The organism is Desulfomicrobium salsuginis (genome assembly GCF_054657795.1).
The window spans coordinates 1,304,424-1,329,343 of record NZ_BAAHYA010000002.1 but is presented as its reverse complement, the minus strand read 5'-3'; the positions used below and the strand labels follow the sequence as shown (position 1 = coordinate 1,329,343).

General features: G+C 66.5%; 23 protein-coding genes. 18 read left to right on the top strand and 5 right to left on the bottom strand.

Annotated features, from left to right (window positions below):
• Positions 1-18 precede the first annotated feature (18 nt).
• Genes ACYQ3G_RS13100 through ACYQ3G_RS13085 form a run of 4 tightly spaced genes read left to right on the top strand, consistent with a single transcriptional unit; the run spans position 19 to position 3,545 of the window.
• Positions 19-699, top strand: a complete 681-nt coding sequence (locus tag ACYQ3G_RS13100; protein ID WP_459826296.1) for a paraquat-inducible protein A — start codon at positions 19-21, stop codon at positions 697-699.
• A complete protein-coding gene (locus ACYQ3G_RS13095) occupies positions 696-1,328 on the top strand; it encodes a paraquat-inducible protein A (protein WP_459826294.1) in 633 nt (210 codons plus the stop codon). The genes ACYQ3G_RS13100 and ACYQ3G_RS13095 overlap by 4 nt, the downstream gene beginning before the upstream one ends.
• On the top strand, positions 1,325-2,956 hold the full coding sequence (locus tag ACYQ3G_RS13090) for a PqiB family protein (RefSeq protein WP_459826292.1): 1,632 nt from the start codon (positions 1,325-1,327) through the stop codon (positions 2,954-2,956). Before ACYQ3G_RS13095 ends, ACYQ3G_RS13090 begins: the two co-directional genes overlap by 4 nt.
• Positions 2,946-3,545 carry a PqiC family protein gene (locus ACYQ3G_RS13085; RefSeq protein WP_459826290.1) on the top strand — a complete coding sequence of 200 codons (600 nt, stop codon included), beginning with the start codon at positions 2,946-2,948 and terminating at the stop codon, positions 3,543-3,545. Before ACYQ3G_RS13090 ends, ACYQ3G_RS13085 begins: the two co-directional genes overlap by 11 nt.
• Positions 3,546-3,600: 55 nt before the next feature.
• On the opposite strand, the gene ACYQ3G_RS13080 is transcribed toward ACYQ3G_RS13085, so the two are convergent.
• A complete protein-coding gene (locus ACYQ3G_RS13080) occupies positions 3,601-3,921 on the bottom strand; it encodes a DsrE family protein (RefSeq protein WP_459826288.1) in 321 nt (106 codons plus the stop codon).
• A 297-nt stretch (positions 3,922-4,218) separates the two neighbouring features.
• Complete coding sequence (locus ACYQ3G_RS13075; RefSeq protein ID WP_459826286.1) at positions 4,219-5,025, bottom strand: sterol desaturase family protein; 807 nt, start codon at positions 5,023-5,025, stop codon at positions 4,219-4,221.
• Positions 5,026-5,222: 197 nt separating this feature from the next.
• Between ACYQ3G_RS13075 and ACYQ3G_RS13070 the strand changes: the two genes are divergently transcribed.
• The 12 genes from ACYQ3G_RS13070 to ACYQ3G_RS13015 all read left to right on the top strand — a co-directional run bounded on the left by ACYQ3G_RS13070 (position 5,223) and on the right by ACYQ3G_RS13015 (position 18,077).
• The gene (locus ACYQ3G_RS13070) at positions 5,223-5,831 is read left to right on the top strand and encodes a TetR/AcrR family transcriptional regulator (RefSeq protein WP_459826284.1); all 609 of its coding nucleotides are present in this window, start codon (positions 5,223-5,225) and stop codon (positions 5,829-5,831) included.
• Positions 5,828-7,018, top strand: coding sequence for an efflux RND transporter periplasmic adaptor subunit (locus ACYQ3G_RS13065; protein WP_459826282.1), 1,191 nt, complete (start codon positions 5,828-5,830; stop codon positions 7,016-7,018). Before ACYQ3G_RS13070 ends, ACYQ3G_RS13065 begins: the two co-directional genes overlap by 4 nt.
• Positions 7,015-8,214: an ABC transporter permease gene (locus ACYQ3G_RS13060; RefSeq protein WP_459826280.1), complete on the top strand. Its 1,200-nt coding sequence runs from the start codon at positions 7,015-7,017 to the stop codon at positions 8,212-8,214. Before ACYQ3G_RS13065 ends, ACYQ3G_RS13060 begins: the two co-directional genes overlap by 4 nt.
• Positions 8,215-8,216: 2 nt before the next feature.
• Positions 8,217-8,921 (top strand): ABC transporter ATP-binding protein, encoded by a 705-nt coding sequence (locus ACYQ3G_RS13055; RefSeq protein WP_459826278.1) that lies wholly within the window; start codon positions 8,217-8,219, stop codon positions 8,919-8,921.
• Positions 8,922-9,057: 136 nt separating this feature from the next.
• Positions 9,058-9,648, top strand: coding sequence for a CBS domain-containing protein (locus ACYQ3G_RS13050; protein WP_459826276.1), 591 nt, complete (start codon positions 9,058-9,060; stop codon positions 9,646-9,648).
• A gap of 2 nt (positions 9,649-9,650) precedes the next feature.
• Complete coding sequence (locus tag ACYQ3G_RS13045; RefSeq protein WP_459826274.1) at positions 9,651-10,187, top strand: HPP family protein; 537 nt, start codon at positions 9,651-9,653, stop codon at positions 10,185-10,187.
• Positions 10,188-10,299: 112 nt separating this feature from the next.
• Complete coding sequence (hcp, locus tag ACYQ3G_RS13040) at positions 10,300-11,961, top strand: hydroxylamine reductase (RefSeq protein WP_459826272.1); 1,662 nt, start codon at positions 10,300-10,302, stop codon at positions 11,959-11,961.
• Between the two features lie 160 nt (positions 11,962-12,121).
• Positions 12,122-13,459 (top strand): sigma-54-dependent transcriptional regulator, encoded by a 1,338-nt coding sequence (locus tag ACYQ3G_RS13035; RefSeq protein ID WP_459826270.1) that lies wholly within the window; start codon positions 12,122-12,124, stop codon positions 13,457-13,459.
• Between the two features lie 159 nt (positions 13,460-13,618).
• Complete coding sequence (locus ACYQ3G_RS13030) at positions 13,619-15,451, top strand: sensor histidine kinase (protein ID WP_459826268.1); 1,833 nt, start codon at positions 13,619-13,621, stop codon at positions 15,449-15,451.
• Entirely contained in the window at positions 15,452-16,036 is a 585-nt protein-coding gene (locus ACYQ3G_RS13025) for a hypothetical protein (RefSeq protein WP_459826266.1), read from the top strand. It abuts the gene before it with no gap.
• Positions 16,033-17,403 carry a TrkH family potassium uptake protein gene (locus tag ACYQ3G_RS13020; RefSeq protein ID WP_459826264.1) on the top strand — a complete coding sequence of 457 codons (1,371 nt, stop codon included), beginning with the start codon at positions 16,033-16,035 and terminating at the stop codon, positions 17,401-17,403. Before ACYQ3G_RS13025 ends, ACYQ3G_RS13020 begins: the two co-directional genes overlap by 4 nt.
• A 17-nt stretch (positions 17,404-17,420) precedes the next feature.
• Positions 17,421-18,077: a potassium channel family protein gene (locus tag ACYQ3G_RS13015; RefSeq protein ID WP_459826262.1), complete on the top strand. Its 657-nt coding sequence runs from the start codon at positions 17,421-17,423 to the stop codon at positions 18,075-18,077.
• A gap of 23 nt (positions 18,078-18,100) precedes the next feature.
• Here the strand turns inward: ACYQ3G_RS13015 and ACYQ3G_RS13010 are convergent, their stop codons facing one another.
• From ACYQ3G_RS13010 to ACYQ3G_RS13000, 3 genes are all read right to left on the bottom strand, one after another.
• Positions 18,101-18,529 (bottom strand): acyl-CoA thioesterase, encoded by a 429-nt coding sequence (locus tag ACYQ3G_RS13010; protein WP_459826259.1) that lies wholly within the window; start codon positions 18,527-18,529, stop codon positions 18,101-18,103.
• 148 nt (positions 18,530-18,677) lie between these two features.
• Complete coding sequence (locus ACYQ3G_RS13005; protein ID WP_459826255.1) at positions 18,678-20,972, bottom strand: bacteriohemerythrin; 2,295 nt, start codon at positions 20,970-20,972, stop codon at positions 18,678-18,680.
• Positions 20,973-21,094: 122 nt separating this feature from the next.
• Positions 21,095-23,674, bottom strand: coding sequence for a PAS domain S-box protein (locus tag ACYQ3G_RS13000; RefSeq protein WP_459826253.1), 2,580 nt, complete (start codon positions 23,672-23,674; stop codon positions 21,095-21,097).
• On the opposite strand from ACYQ3G_RS13000, the gene ACYQ3G_RS12995 reads away from it, so the two are divergent.
• Together ACYQ3G_RS12995 and ACYQ3G_RS12990 are read left to right on the top strand one after the other, a co-directional pair.
• Positions 23,578-24,378, top strand: coding sequence for a YeeE/YedE thiosulfate transporter family protein (locus ACYQ3G_RS12995; RefSeq protein WP_459826251.1), 801 nt, complete (start codon positions 23,578-23,580; stop codon positions 24,376-24,378). The two genes, ACYQ3G_RS13000 and ACYQ3G_RS12995, sit on opposite strands and share 97 nt — an antisense overlap.
• Entirely contained in the window at positions 24,378-24,908 is a 531-nt protein-coding gene (locus ACYQ3G_RS12990) for a DUF6691 family protein (protein ID WP_459826249.1), read from the top strand. Before ACYQ3G_RS12995 ends, ACYQ3G_RS12990 begins: the two co-directional genes overlap by 1 nt.
• Positions 24,909-24,920 lie beyond the last annotated feature (12 nt).

Here is a 24,920-nt window from a genome sequence, read left to right as displayed (position 1 = left end):
GAGCCCCGCGGAGTTGGCATGATGAATACGGCAATCGACCCGTCGCGCCGTCACGAGACGGAACAGACTCCGGCCTCGGACCCGCGCCGGGGCAGCAGCGCCCCTGGCGTGGTGGCCTGCCAGACCTGCGACCTGCTGACGCGGCCTTCGGGCGCGGTCGGCACGACCTCCCTCTGTCCGCGTTGCGGGGCGGTGGTGCACCGGCAAAAGAGCAACAGCATCGACCGGCCGCTGGCCTTCGCCCTGAGCGGGCTGATCCTTTTCGCCATCGCCCTGACGCACCCCTTCCTGGCCATGAAGAGCGGCGGATTCGTGCAGGAGACCACGCTGCTGACGGGCATCTTCGAGCTCTGGAAGCAGCACCTCTACGGCCTGGGCGCGCTCGTGCTCCTGACCTGCGCCCTCATACCCCTGGCCCAGCTCACGGGCCTTCTCTACATCCTCGTCCCCCTGCGCCTGAACGCCGCGGCGCCGGGGAGCGTCGCCATTTTCCGGGCCATCCTGCACGTCAACTCGTGGGCCATGATGGAGGTCTTCGTCATCGGCATCCTGGTGGCCCTGGTCAAGCTCGCCAAGATGGCGACCATCGTGCCGGGGGCGGCGGTCATGGCCCTGGGCCTGCTGACCGTGGTCACCACGGCCGCCATGGCGACCCTCGACCCGCCGCTCGTCTGGGCGCGGCTGGACCGCCGCCCATGACCGGCGGATACACTTCCGCCAGGCAGGCCGGGCTGATCGCCTGCCACGACTGCGGGCTCCTGGTGCCCGCCGGGACCGTCGGCCCCGGCCATGGGCGCTGCCCGCGCTGCGGCGCGGCCCTGCACGCCCGCAAGCCGAGCAGCATCGCCCGTGCCTGGGCCTTTCTGCTGGCCGCAGCCATCATGTACGTGCCGGCCAACATCCTGCCCATGACCATCACCACGGCCCTCGGCGCGGCCCAGTCCGACACGATCATGAGCGGCGTCATCTATTTCATCCACAGCGGCTCGTGGGAGATCGCGGCCGTCATCTTCGTCGCCAGCATCTTCGTGCCCATGGCCAAGCTGGTCATCCTGATTTTTCTGCTGACAAGCGTCCAGCTGCGCTGCCGCTGGCGGCCCAGAGACCGCACCGTGCTGTACCGCATGACTGAGCTCGTGGGCCGGTGGTCCATGGTCGACGTGTACGTGGTCACCATCCTGGTCGCCCTGGTCAAGCTCGGCGCCGTGGCCAACATCGAGGCCGGCCCGGCGGCCGTGTTCTTCGCCGTGGTGGTGGTGCTGACCATGCTGGCCGCCGAGAGTTTCGACCCCCGCCTCATCTGGGATGTCATCGAGGAGGATTCATGACTGATAGTGAAAGCCCCGCGGAGCTCGCGTCTCCCGCCCAAACCCGGAAAAGCCGCAGCCTCTCGCTGGTCTGGATCGTGCCGCTGGTGGCCCTCGTCGTCGGCGGGTGGCTCGTCTTCAAGGCGCTGAGCGAGAAGGGCCCCGTCATCACCATCATGTTCTCGTCGGCCGAAGGGCTCGAGGCCGGCAAGACCAAGATCAAGTACAAGGACGTGGTCATCGGCCAGGTCGAGACCATCCGCCTGGGCGACGACCTGAAGCGGGTCGTGGTCACGGCCGAACTGGCCAAGGGGTACGACCGGTACCTGAACGACAGGACGCGCTTCTGGGTGGAGCGCGCCCAGATCCGCGGCGGCACGGCCTCGGGCCTGACCACGCTGTTTTCGGGCGCGTACATCGGCGTCGATCCGGCCCTCGAAGGGCAGCCAACCGTGAGCTTCGTCGGCCTCGAAGTGCAGCCCGTCGTGACCACGGGCCTGCCCGGCAAGCATTTCTGGCTCAAAGCCAGGAAGCTCGGCTCCCTCAAGGTCGGCGTCCCGGTCTACTACCGCCAGATCCAGGTCGGCCAGGTCGTCAGCTTCGGCTTCGCCCCCGACGGCCGGACCGTCGACGTCCAGGTCTTCATCGAAGCCCCCCACGACGCCAAGGTCACCCAGAACACGCGCTTCTGGAACTCGAGCGGCCTGGATGTGTCCCTTTCGGCCCAGGGGCTGAAGATCGACACGGAGTCCCTCATCACCATCATCTCCGGAGGCCTGGCCTTCGATGTGCCCGACGGCATGGAGCCTGGCGGGGAAGCGGCGGAACACGCGACGTTTCAGCTCTATCCCACCCGCGAGAGCATCCAGGAGAAAACCTACACCCTGCGCAGGACCTGGCTGGTCTATTTCGACCAGTCGGTGCGGGGCCTGAGCATCGGCGCCCCGGTGGAGATCTACGGCATCAAGATTGGCGAGGTGTCCGGCATCGACCTGATCTACGACGAGAAGCGCAGGGAACTGCGCGTGCCCGTCCTGCTTTCCGTGGAGCCGGAGCGGATCCAGAACGTGCTGAAGGCCATTCCCGAACAGGAGGCCGGGGAGAGCAATCCCCTGCTCAGATGGTTCGTGGAGGACCGCAATCTGCGGGCCCAGCTCAAGACGGGCAACCTCCTCACGGGGCAGCTCCTGGTCGATCTCGGGTTCTACCCCGACGAGCCCAAGGCCGCCCTGGCCCATGAGAACGGCCTCCCCGTCATCCCCAGCATGGGCGGCTCCATCGAGCAGATCCAGGAGAGCATCGCCAGGATCACGCGCAGCCTGGAGAAGGTGCCCTTCGAAAAGATCGGACGGGATTTCGACCTGCTGCTCAAGGAAGCCACGACGACCGTCAGGGACGCCGGGGTGTTCGCGCGGCGCCTGAACGGGGAGACCGCCCCGGCGCTGCAGGCCAGTCTCGGGGCCCTGCAGACGACATTGCAGGAGGTGCAGGGCACCGTCGGCAAGGACTCGCCCCTGACCTACAACCTGAAGAAGTCTCTCGAAGAGCTGGCCCTGACCCTGCGCTCCCTGCGCGAACTGACCACCGCCATCGAGAGCCGGCCGCAGTCACTCCTGTTCGGCAAAGGAGAGAAGGAAGATGAAAAGTAGACTCACCCGCGCGGCGCTCCTGGGCCTGGCCTGCGCCATGCTGCTGGCCGGTTGCGCCGGGAAGGCGCCGACCACGTCCTACTACAGCCTGCACGTTCCGCAGGCTGCCGCCACGACCCCGGCCGGGGACGCGGTGTCCTTGAGCGTCGGCCCCGTGACCCTGCCCGACGTCCTCAAGCAGACGCGCATAGTCACGGGCGGGGAGAACGGGCGGTACCGCCTGGCCGAATACCACCGCTGGGCCGGCGAGGTGGACCGGGACATGGCGCGGGCCGTGGCCGAGCGGCTTTCGATGATTCTCGGGACCGAGAACGTGTCCCTCTTCCCCTGGGACCAGCAGTCCCGGCCACGGTTCCGCGTCCTCGTCGACGTGGTGGCCATGGGCGGCAGCCTCGGCCGCGAGGCGACGCTGTCCGCCCGCTGGACCCTGCTGGACGCGGAAGGGCAGGGCGGACCCCTGGTGCGGCGCACGGATACGGCCCAGCCCCTGCCGGACGCCGATCACGCCACCTGGGTCGCGGCCCAGCAGCGCAACGTCGAGAGGCTGGCCGACGACATCGCCGCAGCCATCGCGGCCGCGCGGGACTGAAAGGGGGGCTGCAGCCGGGGCCGGACCGGGCAGCGGCTGCCTCGGCTGCACGGGGCTAGAAGTTGAGTATCCTGTCGGCCTTCTGCAGCTGTTCGTACAGAAACTTCATGCTCGACATGGTCACGTGAACGCTTGCATCCACGCCGTTGATGCCCATGCACTTGCCTCAGGCGACGAGCACGCCCTCGCTCAGGGCGAAGAGCTTGGCCTGTTCGGCGATGGGGAAGGTTTCGCTGTCGCCAGCGTAGAGGTCCACGGCCGGGCCGTTCAGAAACAGGGTCACGTCTTCACCTTCGGCCAGCAGAAAGTGGCCGAACCTGACGGCGTTCCACTTGATCTCCGGGTCCGGGCTGGACAGGACGAGAAGTATTTGCATTTTCGTTCTTTTCGGTAGTCATCCATCGATTTTTCCGATGAATAAGCGGCGTCCGGAATCGTCGTCAAGCTGTAACGGTCCCGGATGCTGGAGTGTGGCTTTCCGCATGCCTACGTTCACTCTCGCTTTGCGGGGCTGGCCAGGTGCTGTGAGGAGCGAGGCGTGGCTAGGTGTTACGCGGTCACCAGAGACGCAGCGGATTTCGGATTGCAGCCCTTGGGGAGGGCGCGGCGTCAAGGCCCTGAAGATCCCTGCCGCCCTGGCCTGCTTCTGGCTGGGGCAGTCGGAAGTGATTGGCTAGCGGACGGGCTCAGAGGGGTACTTCGTGAACGGCATGGCCAGCATCCTGTGCAGGGAGCGGAATTTTCGCTCCCTGAAGATGTTCAGGCCCAGGGGCATGGCTTCGTGGCCCGCGGCGGGCTGGTCCTGATAGGTCGCGAAGAGGCGGTCCCACCAGGGGAAGCAGAAGCCGAAGTTGCGGTTCATCTCCCTGCCGTCGGTGGAGTGGTGGATGCGGTGCATGTCCGGGGTGACCAGGAAACGCCGCACGACCCTGTCCGCAGTCAGGGGCAGGAAGAGGTTGGCGTGGTTGAACATGGCCGCGCTGTTCAGGATGACCTCGAAGGTCAGGACGGCCGCGGGCGGCGGGGCCAGCAGGGCCACCAGGGCGAGCTTGAAGGCCATGGAGGCGATGATTTCCATGGGGTGGAAACGCACCCCCGTCGAGAAGTCGAAGAAGGTGTCGGCGTGGTGCATGCGGTGCACCCGCCACAGGGGCCACCAGGCGTGGAAGGCCCGGTGCTGGGCGTACATGGCCAGGTCGAGGATGAGGATTGACAGGGCGATCTCCATGTCCAAGTTCAGCCCGAGGGCGGGGAAGAGGCCCAGGTCCGCTTCACGCATCGTCGCCGCCAGGGCCATGGGCGCCACGGGGAAAAGGAGCCGGACAAGCATCGACGACACGGCCACCACGCCCAGGTTGCCCACCCACCTGAGCGTTCTTCCCGCCTCGGGGGCTCTGCGCGGGCGCACCGCCTCCAGGACGGCCAGAAGCGAGCCGGTCAACACGAAGGCGCCGAGCCTGATGACATTTCCGGTATCCATGGAACTCCTGCCGCGTGTCTGAGCCGGGGCGCAATCGGCTGCATATCCCGCGATCACCCGACCCTACACGGTTCGGGTGTATCTTTCCAGGGGGGGCTCGTCGGCTGATTGCGGTGCTTCACCCGCTTTTAGCCTTGACAGGAGTGCGGGCCTGGTTAAGAAGTGAGTTATTGATCACTTATTTTATGAGGCTGCGCATGACACAGGTTCCCAAATATCTTTCGGCCGAGGAGCGGCGGGCCATGACGGTCAAGACCGTGCTGGATCTGGCCTCGGTCTGCAACCCGGCCGAGATCACGACCATGGCCATCGCCGCGCGCATGGGGTTGTCCCAGGCCGCCGTGTTCCGGCATTTCGCCACCAAGGACGAGGTCTGGCAGACGGTCATGGACTGGGTCTCCGCCGAACTGCTCGCCAGGGTCCAAGGGGCCGCCGCCGGGGCTGCGGGGCCGCTGGCTGCCCTCGAGGCCGTCTTCATCGCCCACATAGGCTTCGCGGTGGAGTACCCGGGCGTGCCGCGCATGCTTTTCGCCGAACTGCCGCGTACCGAGCCCACGCCGGCCAAGAAGGCCCTGGAGAACCTGCTGCGCACCTACGGCGACATGCTCGCCGCGCTGCTGGAGCGGGGAAAGCGGGAAGGGGAGGTGGACGAGGGCCTCGACGTGCCCGTGGCCGTGGCCATGTTCATCGGGTCCATCCAGGGCCTGGTCATCAAGTCCCTGCTCGGCGGCGACATGCGGCACGCCGCGGACGCGGCCTCCCGGACCTTCGAACTCTACCGGCGCGCCGTGAGGAGGCTGCCATGATCCGCGCCACATCCCGCAAGACCGTCGTCCTGACCGCCATCCTGGGACTCCTTGGGACCGCCTTTCTTTTTGTCGCGACGCGTTCGGGCCCGTTGGCGCCCGTGCCCGTGGTCGTGGCCGAGGTGAAGGACATGGCCGTCAGGCCGTCGCTGTTCGGCATCGGCACCGTGGAGGCGCGCTTCACGCACGCCATCGGACCCACCGCGGCCGGCCGGGTGCGGACCCTGTCCGTGCACGTGGGCGACAGGGTCGAAGCCGGGCAGGTTCTCGGCGAGATGGATCCGGTGGACCTCGATGAGCGCCTCGCCGCCCAGAACGCCGCCCTGGACCGGGCTGCCGCGGCCGTGCGGGCTGCCGAGGCCCAGGTGGCCGAACTGCGGGCCAGGGCGACCTATGCCCGGTCCCAGGCCGGCCGTTTCGAATCCCTGGCCGAGTCCGGGGCCGTCAGCCGCGATTCCCTGGAAGCCCGCCGTCAGGAGTTCGCCGTGGCCGAGAGCGGCCTGGCCGCAGCCCTGGCGTCCGTCGAGTCTGCCAGGCACGAGCACGAGCGCCTGCGCTCCGAAGGCGAGGGGCTTGCGCGGCAGCGGGATACGGTCCGGCTGGTCTCACCCGCGCCCGGGCTGGTCACGCGCCGCCTGGCTGATCCCGGCACGACGGTCGTGGCCGGTCAGGCCGTGCTGGAGGTCATCGACCCCGCCAGCCTGTGGGTCAACGCCCGTTTCGACCAGCTGCGGGCCGCAGGTCTCGGGGCCGGCCTCCCAGCCCGCCTCGTGCTGCGGTCGCGCACCGGAGAGGCCCTGCCGGGCAGGGTCCTGCGCGTGGAACCCGTGGCCGATTCCGTGACCGAGGAACTGCTGGCCAAGGTCGTTTTCGAGCACCTCCCCGACCCGCTCCCGCCCCTGGGCGAACTCGTCGAGGTCACGGTGGACCTTCCGGCCCTGCCGCCGGCCCCGACTATCCCCGGCAGCAGCGTGCAGCGTGACGGCCAGGCCCTCGGCGTCTGGCTGGCGGAAAACGGCGAGATCCGCTTCGCCCCCGTGGAACTCGGCCCCGGCGACCTCGACGGCATGGTCCAGGTCCGCTCGGGCCTGCGCTCCGGCCAGCGGGTCGTCTCCCACAGCAAATCCCCGCTGACGGCCCGCAGCTCCATCAAGATCGTCGACCGCATCGAAGGGGGCGCGAAATGATCAGCCTGGCCGGACGCGACATCCTGCACGCCTGGGGCAAGTTCGTGTTCACCGGCATTGGCCTCGGCCTGCTCATCGGCGTCACCCTGTCCATGGCCGGCATCTACCGCGGCCTGGTCGAGGACGCCACCATGCTCCTGGACAACAGCCGCGCCGACCTGTGGGTCGTCCAGCAGGACACCCTGGGCCCCTACGCCGAGTCCTCGACCATCCCCGACGACGCCTACCGCTCCATCCTGGCCATGGAGGGCGTGACCGGGGCCGCCAACGTGACCTATCTGACCATGCAGGTCCGTCACGACGGCGGCGACGTGCGCGCCATGGTCGTCGGTGTGGTCCCCGGCGGCCCCGGCGAACCGGGACAGCCGACCTTCCTGACCGCCGGCCGGCACATCACCCGCGGCCACTACGAGGCCGTGGCCGACGTCAAGACGGGCTTTGGCCTCGGCCAGGAGATCCGCATCCGCCGCAACGTCTACACCGTGGTCGGCCTGACGCGCCGCGCCGTGTCCTCGGGCGGGGACCCCATGGTCTTCATCCCGCTGAAGGACGCCCAGGAGGCCCAGTTCCTGAAGGACAACGACGCCATCGTCCGGTCGCGCCGCCGCACAGCGGAAAATCCGGCCTTCAACCGGCCCGTGCCCGGTCTTCTGGACGCCGTCATCGCCTCCCAGTCCACAAACTCCAACGTCAACGCCGTCCTCGTGCGCCTCGCCCCAGGACGCGCGCCGGGCGACGTGGCCGCGGACATCCGGCGCTGGACCCGTCTGGAGGCCTACACCCGGCCCCAGATGGAGGAGATTCTGGTCCAGAAGCTCGTGGCCACCTCGGCCCGGCAGATCGGCATGTTCCTCGTCATCCTGTCCGTGGTCAGCGCCGCCATCGTCGCCTTCATCATCTACACCCTGACCCTGGGCAAGATCCGCGAAATCGCCGTGCTGAAGCTTATCGGCACCCGCAACCGGACCATCGCCGCCATGATCCTGCAGCAGGCCCTGGGCCTGGGGCTCATCGGCTTCGTCGTCGGCAAGATCGCGGCCACCCTGTGGGCGCCCATCTTTCCCAAATACGTGCTCCTGCTCCCCGGCGACGCGGCGCGCGGTTTCGCCGCCGTCATGGTCATCTGCGCCCTGGCCAGCGTCATGGCCATCCGCGCGGCCCTCAAGGTCGATCCGGCCGAGGCCATAGGAGGCTGAACATGACCACAGGCATCCGCATCGAAGACGTGCGCAAGCGCTACGGTCACGGCGACACGGCCGTGGACGCCCTCAAAGGCGTGGACATGGAGGTCGCCCCCGGCGAAGTGGTGGGGCTCATCGGGCCTTCGGGCTCGGGCAAGACCACGCTCCTCAAGTGCCTCGGCGCGGTCATCGAGCCCACAAGCGGCAGGATGACCCTGGGCGACGACCTCATCTACGACCACGGCTGGAAAATTCCCGACCTGCGCGCCCTGCGCCGCGACAAGATCGGGTTCATCTTTCAGGCGCCCTATCTCATCCCCTTTCTCGACGTCACCGACAACGTGGCGCTGCTGCCCATGCTCTCGGGGCTGCCCAACTCCCAGGCCCGCTCGCGGGCTCGCGAACTCCTGGAGGCCCTGGACGTCGGACACCGCGCCCAGGCCATGCCGTCACAGCTCTCGGGCGGGGAGCAGCAACGCGTGGCCATCGCCCGCGCCCTGGTCAACCGGCCGCCGGTCATCCTGGCCGACGAGCCCACCGCACCCCTGGACAGCGAACGCGCCTTGGCCGTGATCCGCATCCTGAACCGCATGGCCGCGCAGTTCGAGACCGCCATCATCGTCGTCACCCACGACGAGAAGATCATCCCGACGTTCCGGCGGCTCTACCAGATCCGCGACGGGCGCACCCACGAGCAGGCCGGGGATGGGCGGGAGGTTTGAGGGTGGGAAGGGAAGAGATGCGGGGCTCTGCCCCGCGCCCCGCAAGGGCCGCTGGCCCTTGACCTGTTTATGGGGTAGGTGATGAAGCCCGGGTGGCGGGACCGCCTGGGAGGAACGCGTTCCTAAGGAGAAATCTATGGCCGATCAATGTGGACTTATGGATTTGACTGAAGAGGATGTCCTGGACGCCATGCGGTCCATGCAGGGCTATGTGGACATCACGCCCGGAACCTTTCGGGAGATATACGAGCTGGCCTACGACCTGGCCCTGAAGCGCGTCCGGGCCCTGGGCAGGGCGGACGAGATCATGTCCTCGCCCGTGCACTGCCTGGAAAAGGGCATGAAGGCCCCGGACGCGGCCGCGCGCATGGCCAGCCTCGGCGTCAGCGGCGCACCCGTGCTCGACGGCCAGGGGCGGGTCTGCGGCGTGGTTTCGGAAAAGGATTTCCTGCGCCGGATGGGGCTGCCGGGCACGGCCACCTTCATGGCCGTGGTCTCCACCTGCCTGAACACGCCGGGCTGCATGGTCGCGGACCTGCGCGGGCTCCTCGTGGACGACCTCATGACCAGCCCGCCCGTGGTCGCTTCTCCGGAGACGCCGGCGTCCGAGGTTTCGGAGCTGTTCGCCAGGCACTCCATCAACCGCCTGCCCATCTGCGACGCGCAGGGCCGCCCCGTGGGCATCGTGACCCGGACCGACCTCGTCGGCGCCATGTGCGGGAGGTAGGCGTGGAATACTTCAGAAAAATGCGCGGCACGACCCAAAGCCCGCCGCGGGTCGGGAATGCCGAGGTGGTCTGGTCCTGGGTCGGGGCCTTTCTGGGCATCGCCCTGGTGGGGCTCATCGGCGCGGCCTTCGTCGACAGGCTGGGCCAGGGCCTCCTGATCGGCTCCTTCGGCGCCACGGCCGTCCTCGTCTACGGCGCCGTGCGCAGCCCCCTGGCCCAGCCGCGAAACGTGCTCGGGGGGCATGTCATCTCCGCCCTGATCGGCGTGTGCGCATTCCAGCTCTTCGGTGACGCCGTCTGGCTGTCCGCCGCCGTGGCGGTCTCCACGGCCATCGCGGCCATGCACGTGACCAAGACCCTGCACCCGCCCGGAGGGGCTACGGCGCTCATTGCCGTCATCGGCGGCGACTCGGTGCACGGCCTGGGCTACATGTACGCCCTCGTGCCCGTGGGCTTCGGGGCGGCGGTGCTCCTGGCCGTGGCCGTGCTCGTCAACAACATCCCCAAAAGTCGGCGCTACCCCGAGTTCTGGTTCTAGCTGCCGAGCGACATCGTTGCGGCAAAAACGGCTGGAACATTCCTGTAGGCCATGGTACAAGGGGGGGCATTTTCGTCGATGTCACCGGCAACCTGAAAAAGGGAGGGAAACCATGTTCTGTTTTCAGTGTCAGGAAACGGCCAAGAATACCGGCTGCACCATCAAGGGAGTGTGCGGAAAACCGGAGGAGACAGCCAACCTGCAAGATCTTCTGATTTTCGTGCTGCGCGGCATCGCCGTGTACGGGGAACGCCTGAAAGAACTGGGGCAGCCCGACCGCTCCAATGACGACTTTGTCCTGCAGGGCCTCTTTGCCACCATCACCAACGCCAACTGGGACGACGCGCGCTTCACGGCCATGATCCAGGAGGGCCTGGCCCGCCGCGACAAGCTCAGAAGTGCCTTCCTGGCAGCCTACAAGGCCAAGAACGGCAAGGACTTCAGTGAACCCCTGTCCGAGGCCGCCACGTGGAGCGCGCCTTCGTCGGCCTTTGCCGAAAAGGCCAAAACCGTCGGCATCATGGCCACGGAGAACGAGGATGTGCGCTCCCTGCGCGAGTTCCTGATCATCGGCCTGAAGGGCATCGCCGCCTACGCCGAGCACGCCGCGGTGCTGGGCTTCCGCAAGGCCGAGATCGACGACTTCATGCTGGAAGCCCTGGCCTCGACCACCAAGAACCTGTCCGTGGACGAGATGGTCGGCCTGGTCATGAAGGCCGGACAGGTGGCGGTCACGACCATGGCCCTGCTGGACGAGGCCAACACGAGCACCTACGGCCACCCCGAGATCACCCAGGTCAACATCGGCGTGGGCACGAACCCGGGCATCCTCATCAGCGGCCATGACTTGAAGGACATGGAGGAACTGCTCAAGCAGACCGATGGCACGGGCGTGGACGTCTACACCCACGGCGAGATGCTCCCGGCCAACTACTACCCGGCCTTCAAGAAGTACAAGCACTTCGTCGGCAACTACGGCGGCTCCTGGTGGCACCAGAACCCCGAGTTCGAGGCCTTCAATGGTCCCATCCTGCTGACCACCAACTGCCTGGTGCCGCTGAAGAAGGAAAACACGTACCTCGGCCGCCTCTACACCACGGGCGTGGTCGGCTACGAGGGTGCCACGCACATCCCGGACCGCCCGGCCGGCGGGGCCAAGGACTTCTCGGGCATGATCGCCCAGGCCAAGAAATGCGCGCCGCCCACGGAGCTGGAAAAGGGCACCATCGTCGGCGGCTTCGCTCACCATCAGGTCATGGCCCTGGCCGACAAGGTGGTGGAGGCCGTCAAGTCCGGCGCCATCAAGCGCTTCGTGGTCATGGCCGGCTGCGACGGCCGCCAGAAGTCCCGCGAGTACTTCACCCAGGTGGCGGAGGCCCTGCCCAAGGATACAGTCATCCTTACGGCCGGGTGCGCCAAGTACCGCTACAACAAGCTGAACCTCGGCGACATCGGGGGCATCCCGCGCGTGCTGGACGCCGGCCAGTGCAACGATTCCTACTCCTTGGCCGTCATCGCCCTGAAGCTCAAGGAGGTCTTCGGCCTGGACGACATCAACAAGCTGCCCGTGTCCTACGACATCGCCTGGTACGAGCAGAAGGCCGTGGCCGTGCTCCTGGCCCTGCTGTTCCTCGGCGTGAAGGGCATCCGCCTCGGGCCCACGCTGCCGGGCTTCCTGTCCCCGAACGTGGCCAAGGTCGTCATCGAGAAGTTCGACCTCAAGCCCACCGGCACGGTGCAGGACGACATCGCGGCCATGATGGCCGGGAAATAGAAATAGGGGGGCTTCGGTCCCCCTTCTTCATGTCGTTTCGCCGGAGCCCTCTCGTTGCCGGTCTTTCCGGAACGTCCCGATATTGTCTTGGCGGGCGGAGGCCTCTGAGGTAGGAAGTTCAACGCAGCCGGTGCATCGTTCAGGGCTGCCGGAAAACCTCATGGACATTCTCAAGATCCTCATCGTCGACGACGAAACCAACATCCGCAAGACCCTGGCCTACTGTCTGGCCGCCGAGGGGCACACGGTCGTGGCCGTGAGCAATCCGGCCGACGCCATGGAGGAAAGCCGCAGGCTCGTCTTCGACATGGCCTTCCTCGACCTCAAGCTCGGGGAGGAGAGCGGCATGGACCTCATCCCCGCCCTGCTGGCCGACTCGCCCTGGATCAAGATCGTGGTCATCACGGCCTTCGCCTCCATCGAGAGCGTGGTCGAGGCCATGCGGCGAGGCGCGACGGACTATCTCTCCAAGCCCTTCTCGCCCGACCAGGTCAAGCTCGCGGCCGGCCGCATCGCCCGCATCCGTGAGCTGGAGACCCAGATCGCGGCCCTCAAGGAGAACATGCAGCGTCTGGGCCCCGAGGACAGGCTGCAGAGCGCCAACGTCGGCATGCAGCGGGTCATGGAGTTGGCCAGGAAAGCGGCGCCCTCCGACGCCATCGTCCTGCTGCAGGGCGAGAGCGGCACGGGCAAGACCGTCTTCGCCCGGGCCATCCACGCCTGGAGCACCAGGGCGGCAAAGCCCATGGCCGTGGTGGCCTGTCCGGCCATTCCCTCGGAGCTGCTGGAGAGCGAACTCTTCGGCCACGCCAAGGGCGCCTTCACCGGGGCCATGCGCGACAATCCGGGGCGCATCGCGGCCTGCGAGGGCGGCACCCTGTTCCTGGACGAGGTCGGCGATCTGGCCCCCGGCGTGCAGGCCAAGCTGCTGCGCTTCATCCAGGACAAGGAGTACGAGCGCCTGGGCGAGTCCGCGTCGCGCAAGGCCGACGTGCGCATCATCGCCGCGACCAACGTCGATCTGCAGAAGCGCGTGGCCGAGGGCCGCTTCCGCGAGGATCTCTTCTACCGCCTGAACGTCATCAGCCTGACCGTCCCGCCCCTGCGCAGCCGCCCCGAGGACATCCTGCCCCTGGCCATGGATTTCCTGGCCTACTTCGGCCGGGCCAACCGCAAGCGCATCCTGGGCTTCACCGACGAGGCGCAACTCGCCCTGGCCAGCCACCCCTGGCCCGGCAACGTCCGCGAACTGCGCAACGCCGTGGAGCGGGCCGTGATCCTGAGCTGCGGCGAGATGATCGGCAGGGCCGACCTGCCGGACAGCGTCGTCCCCGCCGACACCGCCCCGAAGATCGGCGATCCCGTCCCCCTGGCGGCCATAGAGGAACTGCACATCCGCAGGGTCCTGGCCGCTTCGGCCTCCCTGCAGGCCGCCGCCGACGCACTGGGCATCGACCAGGCCACCCTGTGGCGCAGGCGCAAGGCTTACGGCATCTGATTTTTCCTTTTCGGCCTTGCACAATGCAAGGTCCCAAATCCCCGCATCACGCAAACTGCAATACCGTTCCCTGGTTCTTTCTCTCAAATATTTGAAATATATAAAAAATATGTTTGGCCTGGCCCTTGCTTTCGTAGGGCCAGGCGCGGAGGGCAACGCATGACGCTCAAAAAAAAGATTCTGCTCGGTTACGGCCTTTCCTTCGCCTTCATGGGCCTGGTCGTCATTCTGGCCGTGGTCAACCTGATTTCCCTGGGCAGGGCCACCGAGGCCATCCTGAGCGAGAACTACCGCAGCATCCTGGCCGCGGAGAACATGGTCGACACCATCGAGCGCCAGGACAGCGCCATCCTTCTGATGCTGCTGGGGCAGGGCGGCGGTGCGGAACTCTTTCGCAGCAACGAGGCGGCGTTTCTCGAATGGCTGGCCAAGGCCAGGGACAATGTCACCGTCGGCGGAGAGGGAGAGCTGCTGCAGGGCATCGAGCGCGACTACGCGGCCTACCGCAGGGCCTTCGAAGTTCTGGCGGCAACGCTCCCCGATCACGGCGCGTCCGAGGCGGCGGGCTACCTTCGCGACGTCTCGCCGCTGTTCACGCGGGTCCGGGACGCCTGCGTCAGGCTGCGCCTCCTCAACGAGGAGGCCATGTACGGGGCCAGCCTCAGGGCGGGCGAGGTCGCGCGCAGCGCCATCTGGTCCACGTCCCTTGTGGCCGCGGTGTCCCTGGGCGTGGCCCTGGTGTTCAGCATGGTCCTGGCGGACCGCATCGTGCGGCCCATCAGGCGGTTCATGGAGGCCTCGCGCCATATCTCGGACGGCGACTATGCGGTGCAGGTCCCGGTGGGCGGGTCCGACGAACTGAGCCATCTGGCCGGCGAGTTCAACCGCATGGCCAACCAAGTCGGACGGTACCATGCCATGAACATCGAGCAGATCATTGCCGAGAAGGACAAGAGCGAGGCCGTGCTGGCCAGCATCGAGGATTCGCTCGTGATTTTCGACACGCAGCTGCGTGTCACGGGCATCAACCCTGCGGCGCGGCGTCTCTTCGGGACGGATTCCGCCGGACCCGGCGACGTGCATTGCGCCGACATCGTTCCGGACGCCAGGGTCTGCGACCTCGTCCGGGCCACGGTGCGCACGGGGCAGCCGCCGGCCATGCCGGACGAGGAGCGCATTCTGGTCTTCAAGGGCGAAGGCCGCGCCGCGCACCACCTCTTCTCCGTGACGGCCATCGGCAGCGGGAAGAACCTGTCCGGGGCGGTTCTGCTGCTGCGGGACATCACCCGGCTGAAGCAGGTCGAGCAGCTCAAGAACGACTTCGTCATGGCCGCGTCCCATGAACTGCGTACGCCCCTGACGAGCATCGGCATGAGTGTGGACCTGCTCCTCGAACATGCCGCGGGCAGCCTGACCGAGAAGGACCGGGAACTGCTGGTCGCGGCGCACGAAGAGGTGGTGCGCATGAAGTCGCTGGTCAGCGACCTGCTGGACCTGTCCAGGATCGAGGCCGGCAGGATCGAGATGGAGTTCGAGCCGGTGCCGGTGGGGACGCTCTTTTCGCACGTGCAGTCGGTCTTCAGGAGCCAGATGGACTTGAAGGACATTTCCTTCCTTCGGGAGATCGACGGGGACGGGCCGTCGGTCCGGGCCGATGCGAACAAGATCGCCTGGGTGCTCAGCAACCTCGTCTCCAACGCCCTGCGCTACGTCGGCCGGGGCGGGCGCATCGCGCTGCGGGCCACCGATGACGGGTCCTGGGTCCGCCTGGCCGTGGCCGACGACGGGCCGGGCATCCCGCAGGAGTACCAGTCCAGGATATTTCAGAAATTCGTGCAGGTCGGGGACAGGGAGAGCGAGGGCTCGGGCCTGGGGCTTGCGATCTGCAAGGAGATCGTGCGCGCCCACGGCGGCACGATCTGGGTCGAATCGGAACCGGGGCGGGGGAGCACGTTCGTCTTCACCTTGCCCAAGGTGTTCAGGGAGTCGTAAATGAAGTGCGCAAAAGCAAGTGTGTGTCCGGTGGTCCAGGGCGGGAAGCTGCTTCTCGTGGACCCGGACGGTGTCGTCGGGGGCGCTTCCCCGGAGGAATGCGTCTCCGGCACCATGCAGTGCCTGGAGCGGACGGCCGATGGATGCGTGTCCACGGTAGCCGTCGTGGCCGCCAGCAACGCGCAGGCCCGGAGGTTCGCGCTGCCGGATCTCGTCGGCCTGCTGAAACGTTCCGGCCGCGTTCGTAGCGTCGTGGCGGTCATGCCGCATCGGCACCGCGTGCTGCTGGAGAGCTTCCGCCGCAACGGGGCCGATTTCATCGCCGTCATGAATTTCAGGAGGCTGGACGCTGCCGGGATCGAAGAGGCGGTCCTGCGCCTCGGTGCCGCGGACAGCCCCGAACGCCAGCTGGCGCTGGTCTGCCCCTTCCTGAACTACTGCGACATCGACGAGCGAACCGAAATGGCCGTGTGCGGCGCATACCGCAACAGGATGGTCCTCGGGCCGCAGCGCCTGCAGGCGTGGTGCGAGATGGCGGCCCATGCGCACTGCGAACAGTTTCTCCATCCCAGGCGCTGCGCATGACCTTCCGTTCCCGCATGCTGAAGATGCATCCCGCGGCCCTCGTCCTGGCGAGTTTCCTGGCCGTCATTCTCATCGGCACCCTGCTGCTCATGCTGCCCGCGGCGACCATTGCCGGCCGCATCGCCGCCGTGGACGCCCTGTTCACCGCGACCTCGGCCGTGTGCGTCACGGGCCTGACCGTGGCCGACACCGCCACGACCTTCACCATGTTCGGCCAGGCCGTCATCCTCGGCCTCATCCAGGTGGGGGGGCTTGGCCTCATGACCATATCCGTGGCCCTCTTCAACTGGCTCGGACGCAGCGTCTCCATCCGGCACAGGCTGGTCATGCAGGATGTCTTCACCCACACCCCGCGCGAGGACATCGTCAGCCTCGTCAGGAGCGTCATTCTTTTCACGCTCGGCGTGGAAGCCGTCGGGGCCGTCCTGCTCACCCTGCACTGGCTTGCGGAGTATCCGTTCGGGAAGGCTCTCTATTTTGGCGTCTTCCATTCCGTCTCCGCGTTCTGCAACGCCGGGTTCGCTCTCTTCCCCGACAGCCTGGTGCGCTACAACGGAAGTCTGCTTCTGAACTTCGCCGTCTGCGCCCTCATCGTCATCGGCGGCATCGGCTTCCCCGTCTTGTACGACCTCCAGGCCTGGGCGACCGGCCGCAAGGGGTCCAGGGGTCGTTTGGCGCTGCAGACCAAGGTCGTGCTCTGGACGACGCTCATCCTCATCACGGGCGGCTCCGTGATGTTCTATCTGCTCGAAATGCACGGCTCCCTGCCGGACGGGCCCCCGGCGCAGAAGTTCCTCGCCCCGGTTTTCCAGTCCATCACCTGCAGGACGGCCGGCTTCAACACCGTGGACATCGGCGCCCTGCAGGACGCGACCCTGACGTTCATGCTCTTCCTCATGTTTTTCGGCGCGTCCCCGGGATCGTGCGGCGGCGGCGTGAAGACGACGACGCTGGCCCTGCTGGCCGCCTTCACCATCTGCCGCGTCCGCAAAAGCCCGCGCGTCAACATGTTCCGCAAGAGCGTTCCGAACGAGACCGTGACCCGCAGCGTATCCCTCGTCCTGGTTTCCCTGAGCATCATCGGCCTGGCCGTGTTCCTGCTCCTGGCCGGGGACGCGGTGGGCGAGAGCGCCCTGGTCACGCCGCACGGGTCGTTTTTGTCCTACATGTTCGAGACCGTGTCGGCCTTCGGCACGGTGGGGCTGTCCATGGGCATCACCCCGTCCCTGACGCTCTGGGGTAAGCTGGTCATCACCTGCATGATGTTCATTGGGCGTGTCGGCGTGCTGACCTTCACCTACATTGTCGTCGGCGCAGGCCCGGCCAGGGGCGTCGAGTATTCCGAAGAAAACCTGATGATCGGATAGAAAAGAGGTCTGAAGATATGAAACGTTTTGCGGTGATAGGCCTTGGCAACTTCGGATTTCACGCCGCCAAGGCGCTCTACGAGGACGGCAACGAGGTGCTGGCCATCGACTCGGACCGGGCCAGGGTCCAGTCCATCGATCCCCATTGCTCGGAGGCCATGGTCCTCGACGCCACGGACAAGGAGGCGGTCAAGTCGCTGGGCCTGGAGGAGACGGACGGGGTCATCGTCTCCACGGGGACCAAGATCAGCAACAGCATCCTGATCTGCCTGTACCTGCAGGAGGCCGGGGTGAAGAAGATTCTGGCCAAGGCCATCGATGACGACCACGCCAAGATCCTCCGGCGCATGGGCGCCACCGAGATCATCCATCCGGAACGGGACATGGCCATCCGCGTGTCCCGCAACCTCTCCCGCCCCAACGTGCTCGATTTCATCCCGCTGGCCGAGGAGTTCGACATGATCCAGGTCGGCGCGCCCCGGGATTTCATCGGCAAGTCCCTCATCCAGCTGAACCTTCGCGCGCGGTACAACGTGCACGTCATCGCCATCAAGGAACTCGTGCCCGAGAACTTCGTCCTGGTACCGCCCGCGGACTACGTCATCAAGGACAGCGACATCCTCGTCATGCTCGGCAAGTCCGCGGACATCCGCCGGATCAAGGAACTCAAGTAGCCCGGCGGCAGGCGCCCATTCGGCTAGTCCCGCTTGAAGAAGAGCGGGTTGTCCGGAACCTTGCGCGGGCGGCGGTTCTCGTCCACGGCCACGTAGCGGAACAGGCCTTCCGTCACCAGCTGGCGTTCGGCCTCGTAGGCCCCGACGAGCTGCCGGGCCCAGACCTCCAGCTTGATGTCCATGGAGGAGGTCCCCACACGTTGCAGTTCCGCGTAGATGCAGACGGTGTCTCCGACCTTGACCGGCTTGTCGAAGGACATCTTCTCCACGCTGACGGTCACCGTCCGGCCCTTGGCGATCTCCGAGGCCATGAGTCCGCCGGCCACGTCCATCTGGGCCAGCATCCAGCCGCCGAAGATGTCGCCGCTGGGGTTGGTGTCCTTGGGCATGGCCAGGGTGCGCAGGACCAGCAGCCCCTTGGGCTGGCGTCCTGGTTTGTCGGGCTCTGACATGGGCTCTCCTCGCGGTGCGGCCGCGGCCCGGACGGGCGCGGCCGGGTTGGGGTTGCGTTCCGGCATTTTTCATCCCTACCAGCAACACCATCCCGTTGTCGAATCGCGGGGGGCCGCTTCGGGGCCGGGGCGACGGGACGCCGCCGGCTCAGGTCCAGGTCCCTGCCGGTTCCCGCAGGCCGCGCAGGAACGCGCCGAGCGCCTTGTCCTGCTTCAGGATGTGTTCCAGGAGCCATGTCGTGAAAAAGTCGCTCAGGAACGCAGCGTCCCTGCCGCCCATCTCCAGGCCGAAGCGGCGCAGCTCCCGCACCAGCCGTTCGTGTTCGGCGTCATGTTCCCTGCGGTTCGGGTAGTCGTGCTGCAGCATGAGCCTCAGCTCGGTGGCGAAATGGTATTCGGTGTACGCCAGGAGCACCTTGAAAAGGCTCTCGACCACCAGGCCGTCCCCGACCTGCAGGGTGGAGCACAATCTGTTGACCAGCGAGACCAATTCCGCGTGCTGCTCGTCGATCTCCCCCACGCCCACGACATGGTTTTCGCTCAGCCTGACGCCGGTTTCGGGCTGTTCTGCCTCTCCGGCAAAGGCGAAGCCGTTTCGGCCCTTCTTTTTGCTCAGGTACATGGCCATGTCCGCGGCCATGAGCAGGCTGTCCATGTCGGCGCCGTGCTCGGGATAGAGGCTGATGCCGACGCTGGCGCCGACCGAGCACGTCAGCGTGTCGGACAGGGGAATCTCGGGGGTCACCGCGCTCAGGATCTTCCGCGTCACGAGTTCGGCCCCGTCCTGGCCCTCGATCTCGCTGAGGATGACCACGAACTCGTCGCCGCCCATTCTGGCGACGGTGTCGGTGGCCCGCACGGTTTCCACGAGCTTGCCGGCGATGGTCTTCAGGACCGTGTCGCCCGCGTCGTGGCCGTGCTCGTCGTTGACTTTCTTGAACCCGTCCAGGTCGAGGAAGAGGATGCCCAGACGCTTCTGGTTGCGTTTGGCGACGGACAGGGCGTGGGACAGGCGGTCGAAGAAGAGCGATCGGTTGGGGAGTCCCGTCAGTCGGTCATGGTAGGCCAGTTCATGCAGGTGCCGCTCCGTCTCCTTGCGCTCGGTGATGTCGTGGGCCGCGGCGTAGACCAGGCCGTCGCGACCTGCCGCGGACCATTCGAGGCAACGGTAGGACCCGTCCCTGTGCCGGAATCTGGCCACGAAGTCGGAAATGGTCTTGCCGGCGGCGATGTCGGCCAGGGCATCGAAAACCGCTTGCGTGTCGTCGGGGTGGAAGAGGTCGACGCAGTGTTGCCCTTCCAGTTCCCCGGCAGCGTACCCCATGCCCTTTTCCCAGGCCGGGTTGAGTTTTTGGCAGACGCCCTGGAGGTCGGCGATGACGAGCAGGTTCGGGGAGATGGAAAAGAAGCTTTCGAGTTCCGTCCGGACCGACTGCAGTTCGATGCCCATGCGTTCGGAACGGAGCCGCGTCGTGCGGCGCCAGCGCTGCGAGCCGAAGAGGGCTGCGGCCCCGGCCAGGGAGACGGAGCAGAAGAGGACGACGGAGACGCGAACGTTATGGCGCCAGTACAGGAATACGGTGTGCGTGTCCCGGCCGACGCCCAGGACCAGCGGCGGACTCAGCTTGAGGCTCGGCGACTGCACCGTGCGCAGGATGAGCAGGGACTCTTCCTGCGCGGCATAGCTTTTCCCCTCGAACAGGGCGGATTCGAGTCCGCTCTCGATGTGACGCGTGAAGAATGTGCCCGGGATGGCCAGGTTCGAGCCGATGAGTCCCGGTCTTTCGGGCACCCAGAGGAGGATCGTGCCCGAGCCGTGGACCAGCCTGGCCCATGAATTGGGAGCGTACAGCACGGCGGTCATGATGGCCCGGAAGAACTCCGGGTCGACGGAGGCCGTGATCAGGCCGGCGAAGGAGCCGTCCGGCGCGATGAGGCATTTCGTGATGTTGACGGTCAGGTCGCCGACGGTGCTGTTGAAGGGGCGGCTGATATAGAGGACATCGTCGGCAGGCCGGTCGCGGGGAGTCGTGAAGTATTCCTGCTCCGCCGCGTTCTGGCCTGCGTGCTCATCGAGGTTGGACGCGAGGATTGCGCCCGACGCGTCGATGATGTCCAGGGAGCGGACGCTGGTCATGGCCGTGGCCAGGATCTTGAGTCTGGCTGCGGTCGAAAGGGCCCCCGAACTGTCATGAAGGCGTTGCGTGAGCGCGGGTGGGGGGAATGCGTCCCGGAGGTTGCCGAGGGTCGCGCCGATCTTTCCGAGCTGGGTCTCGACCATGTACTCGCTGACCGAGGCCACGGCCGTCAGGCGTTCCTGTTCCCGGGCCTTGATGGCGGCGTATTCACGCTGATTCGCGTATGTCAGGACGGCAGCCAGGATGAAGGCGCAGACCGCGAAGGTCGTCCATTCTGTGCGGAATGTATCCGGCTTGCCGGGCATGGCTTGCCTCCCGTCACATCGCCCCCAGTTACACGTTCCTGCCGTGATGGGTAACAGACTCCCTGCGGCGTGTCACCCCGGATGAGCAAATCTGCCGGGTGCGGGCGCGGGAGGACGCTTCGTCAGGGCCGGCGGCAGGCTCTGGCGATGGCCGCCTCCAGGGCGTCGATTCCTGCCGGCTTGCCGACATAGTCGTTCATGCCATGGGACATGAATCTCTCGCGGTCTCCGGCCATGGCGTAGGCGGTCAGGGCGATGATGGGGACCGGGGCCCTGCCGGTCCGGGTTTCCGTCTCCCTGATCAGCCTGACGGCTTCGGTCCCGCCCATGAGCGGCATCTGGATGTCCATGAGGATCAGGTCGAAGTCGGCATTTTCCCAGAAATCGAACGCCTGGCGGCCATTGGTCGCCAAGACGACGGCGTGGCCCGCCTTTTCCAGGATGCGCCGCATGTAGAGCTGGTTGGACGGATCGTCCTCGGCCACCAGGATGCGCAGGCCAGGGCGCGATTCTCCGGTTCGGGCCCCGGCCCGCATATCCCTCTGGGCGCCTGCGTGCAGTTCGAAGGGCAAAACCACATGCATCGAGGTGCCCATGCCCGGCTCGCTTTCGATGAAGATGTTCCCGTCCATGAGTTCCACCAGGCGCTTGACGATGGCCAGGCCCAGGCCTGCGCCCTGGTATCTGCGCGTGTAGGACCCCTCCACCTGGACGAAGGGCTTGAACAGCTCGCCGAACTTGTCGGCGGGGATGCCGATGCCCGTGTCGTGCACGGAAAAGAGAACGCGCAGCGCATCCGCCCGCGGCGAGGCCAGAGGCGTCATCTCCAGGGTGATGGAGCCCGAATCCGTGAACTTGAGGGAGTTGCCCACCAGGTTGAAGAGGACCTGTCTCACGCGGGCGGCGTCGCCCACGAGGCGCTGTGGCAGGTCGGGATGCAGGGCGCAGGACAGGGGCAGGCTCTTTTCCCGGGCCGCGAGGCTGAAAAGGTCGGACACGGATTCGGCCAGCTCCGCCGGACTGAACGTTTCGCGCACGATTTCGACCTTGCCGGCCTCGATCTTCGAAATGTCGAGGATGTCCGAGAGCAGCCGGGTCAGCCGGTCCGAGGAACGCAGGGCCATGGACACGAACTCGTCCTGCTCCTCGTCCAGCTGCGTGGATTGCAGGAGCTGCATCATGCCCATGACGCCGTTGAGGGGCGTGCGCAGCTCGTGGCTCATGTTGGCCAGGAACTCGGACTTGGCGCGATTGGCGGCTTCGGCCTCCTCCTTGGCGCGTAGCAGGCTCGCTTCGACGGCCTTCTGGCGGGTGATGTCCAGGGCGCAGACCAGGACCAGCGGCGCGCTTTGCACTTCCAGGTAGTCCGCGCTGAGCAGCAGGCAGCGGTCCTCGCCTCCGGACTCGCCGTGCAGCAGCCAGAATTCCACGTTCTGTCTGCTCTGCCGGTCGGCGAAGGTGTCCCGGATGACGCCGCTCATGGAGCACATCGGGCAGGTCTGGCCGAATCCGCAGCCCAGCGGTGACGCGTCGTGGTTCGGGCAGCCCAGCACTTCGCCGCAGCGCAGGCCCAGGATGTCCTCCTCGCTGCGGCCGATGAACTCCAGGGCCGCGCGGTTGAGCTTGCGGACCCGCGTCTCTTCATCGAACAGCACCATGACGACCGGGGCGCTCTTGTGCACGGCCGAAAGCTCGGTCAGGGTCGACTGCAGGTCGTTTTCGGCCTGTTTCCGGGCCGTGATGTCGCGGTTGCAGCCGCGCCTGCCGAGGTATTTGCCGTCGGCGTCATAGATAGCCTTGCAGACGTGGCTGATCCAGACGACTTCACCGGAGGGCTTGACGATGCGGAATTCCATCTCCCTGTGGGCCGGGCGCAGCGCGTCTGCCTCGTCGAGGTGGGACAGCCAGCGCTGCCGGTCGTCGGGATGGATGACGGAGCGGATGTGCAGGCCGAAGTCGCCAAGAAACACATCCGGGGCCAGGCCCGTGATCTCGCGCGAGGCCGGGGAAACCCAGAGGTACTTGCCGTCCGGGCCCCGCCAGTATTCCCAGTCGTGGGTGTTGTCGGCGATGACGCGCAGGCGCTGCTCGCTCTCCCTGAGCGCGCTTTCGGCCAGTTTGCGCCCGGTGACGTCCTCGCGGATGAGGATGCCGCCGCAGATCCTGCCCGCGTCGTGCAGGGGGATGCCCCTGACGCTTTGCCAGGCCGACCCGCCGGCGGAGAGGCGCGGGATGAAGACGCTCTCCAGGGCCAGGGGCTGGCCTTGGATCAACCCTTCGAGTTCGTCCCGCAGACCGGCGGAAACCAAGCCGGGCAGTTCCGTCAGATGGAGGCCGAGAAAGAATTCCGGGCCGAGTCGACCCCTGGCGAAGGTTTCCAGATGGAACCGGTTGACGAAGGTCACGCGTCCGTTGCGGTCATAGGTCATGATGGACAGGGGGAGGTTGTCCACCATGGATTGGTAGACGGCCGCATTCGACCCGCCCGCGTCCTGGACAGGGCCGGGCCGCGACTGCAGGCTCAGGAGCAGACTTTCCAGCTCCGCGATGCGCGCACGTGCGGCGATGAGATCCTGCTCGAGGCGGGAAGAGGGGGGCGGCGCGGATGAATCGTGCATGGTTCCGGGGCTGCGGTTGTTTCGGGGCCGGAAGGCGCCGGCCCTGCCCGGATGCCTGCCGGGGCGGTTTTCGGTATAATCCATGTGACAGATGGCGGGGGCCGTGGTCAAGGGCGGGGAGAAGCTCCCTCCCCCATTTTTGGGGCTCCACTTTTTCCCTATTCTCAAGTATGGTTTTCTTGAATCGGCATGCGCGGCGTCCGGCGCCGCAGGGTTTTGGCTCTCAATCTTTTCAGGAGGGAACGCGAATGCAATCAAACAGGAACGACGGAGGCTGGAGCCCGTATCTGGCCGGGGCCCTGGTGGGCGTGCTGGCCATTCTTTCGGCCTATGCCACCACGGTCTGGCTGGGCAAGACGACCTATCTCGGCGCCTCGACGACCTTCGTGCGCGGGGCGGGCATCATCGAGAAGCAGGTCGTGCCGGAACGCGTGGAGGCCAACGAATATTTCACCAAGGAAAAGGTCAAGGTCGACTGGCAGTTCATGCTGGTGCTGGGCATCTTTGCCGGCGCGTTCATTGCGGCGTCCACGGACAAAAGCTTCAAGCTCGAAGGCGTGCCCCCGGTCTGGAAGGAGCGCTTCGGCCCGTCCGTGGGCAAGCGGGCCGCGGCCGCCTTTCTCGGCGGCATCGTGGCCATGTTCGGGGCGCGCATGGCCGACGGCTGCCCGAGCGGGCACGGTCTGAGCGGCATGATGCAGCTTTCGGTCAGCGCCTTCGTGGCCCTGGCCATGTTCTTCGGGGTCGGCATCGTCGTGGCGGCAATGGTCTACGGGAGGAGGAAGTGATGGACACTGCGCAGATCATGGGACTGGTCACCGGCATCCTGTTCGGGTTCCTGTTGCAGAAGGGGCGCGTGTTGCGCTTCGAGAAGCAGGTCGGGGCCATGCTCCTCAAGGACATGACCATCCTCAAGTTCATGCTTTCGGCGATCATGGTCGGCATGGTCGGCGTGGCTCTGTTGTCGGATGCGGGAGTGATCGCCCTCAGTCACAAGCCCATGAACGTCGGCGCCATCCTGGTCGGCGGCGCCCTGTTCGGAGCAGGCTGGGCGGTCATGGGCTTCTGTCCGGGTACATCCGTGGGCGCCCTGGGCGAGGGCCGCTGGCACGCCGTCTTCGGCATCGCCGGCATGATCGCCGGCGCGGCCCTCTACGCGGAACTCTACCCGCTGATGAAGGCCACGGTCCTGTCCTGGGCCGACCTGGGCAAGATCGGCCTGCCCGAAACCCTGGGCGTTTCGCCCTGGGTGGTCATCATCGTCTTCATCGCCGTGGCCCTGGGGCTTTTCCGCTGGTTCGAGAGCAAGGGGCTGTGAGGGGAGAGGCGG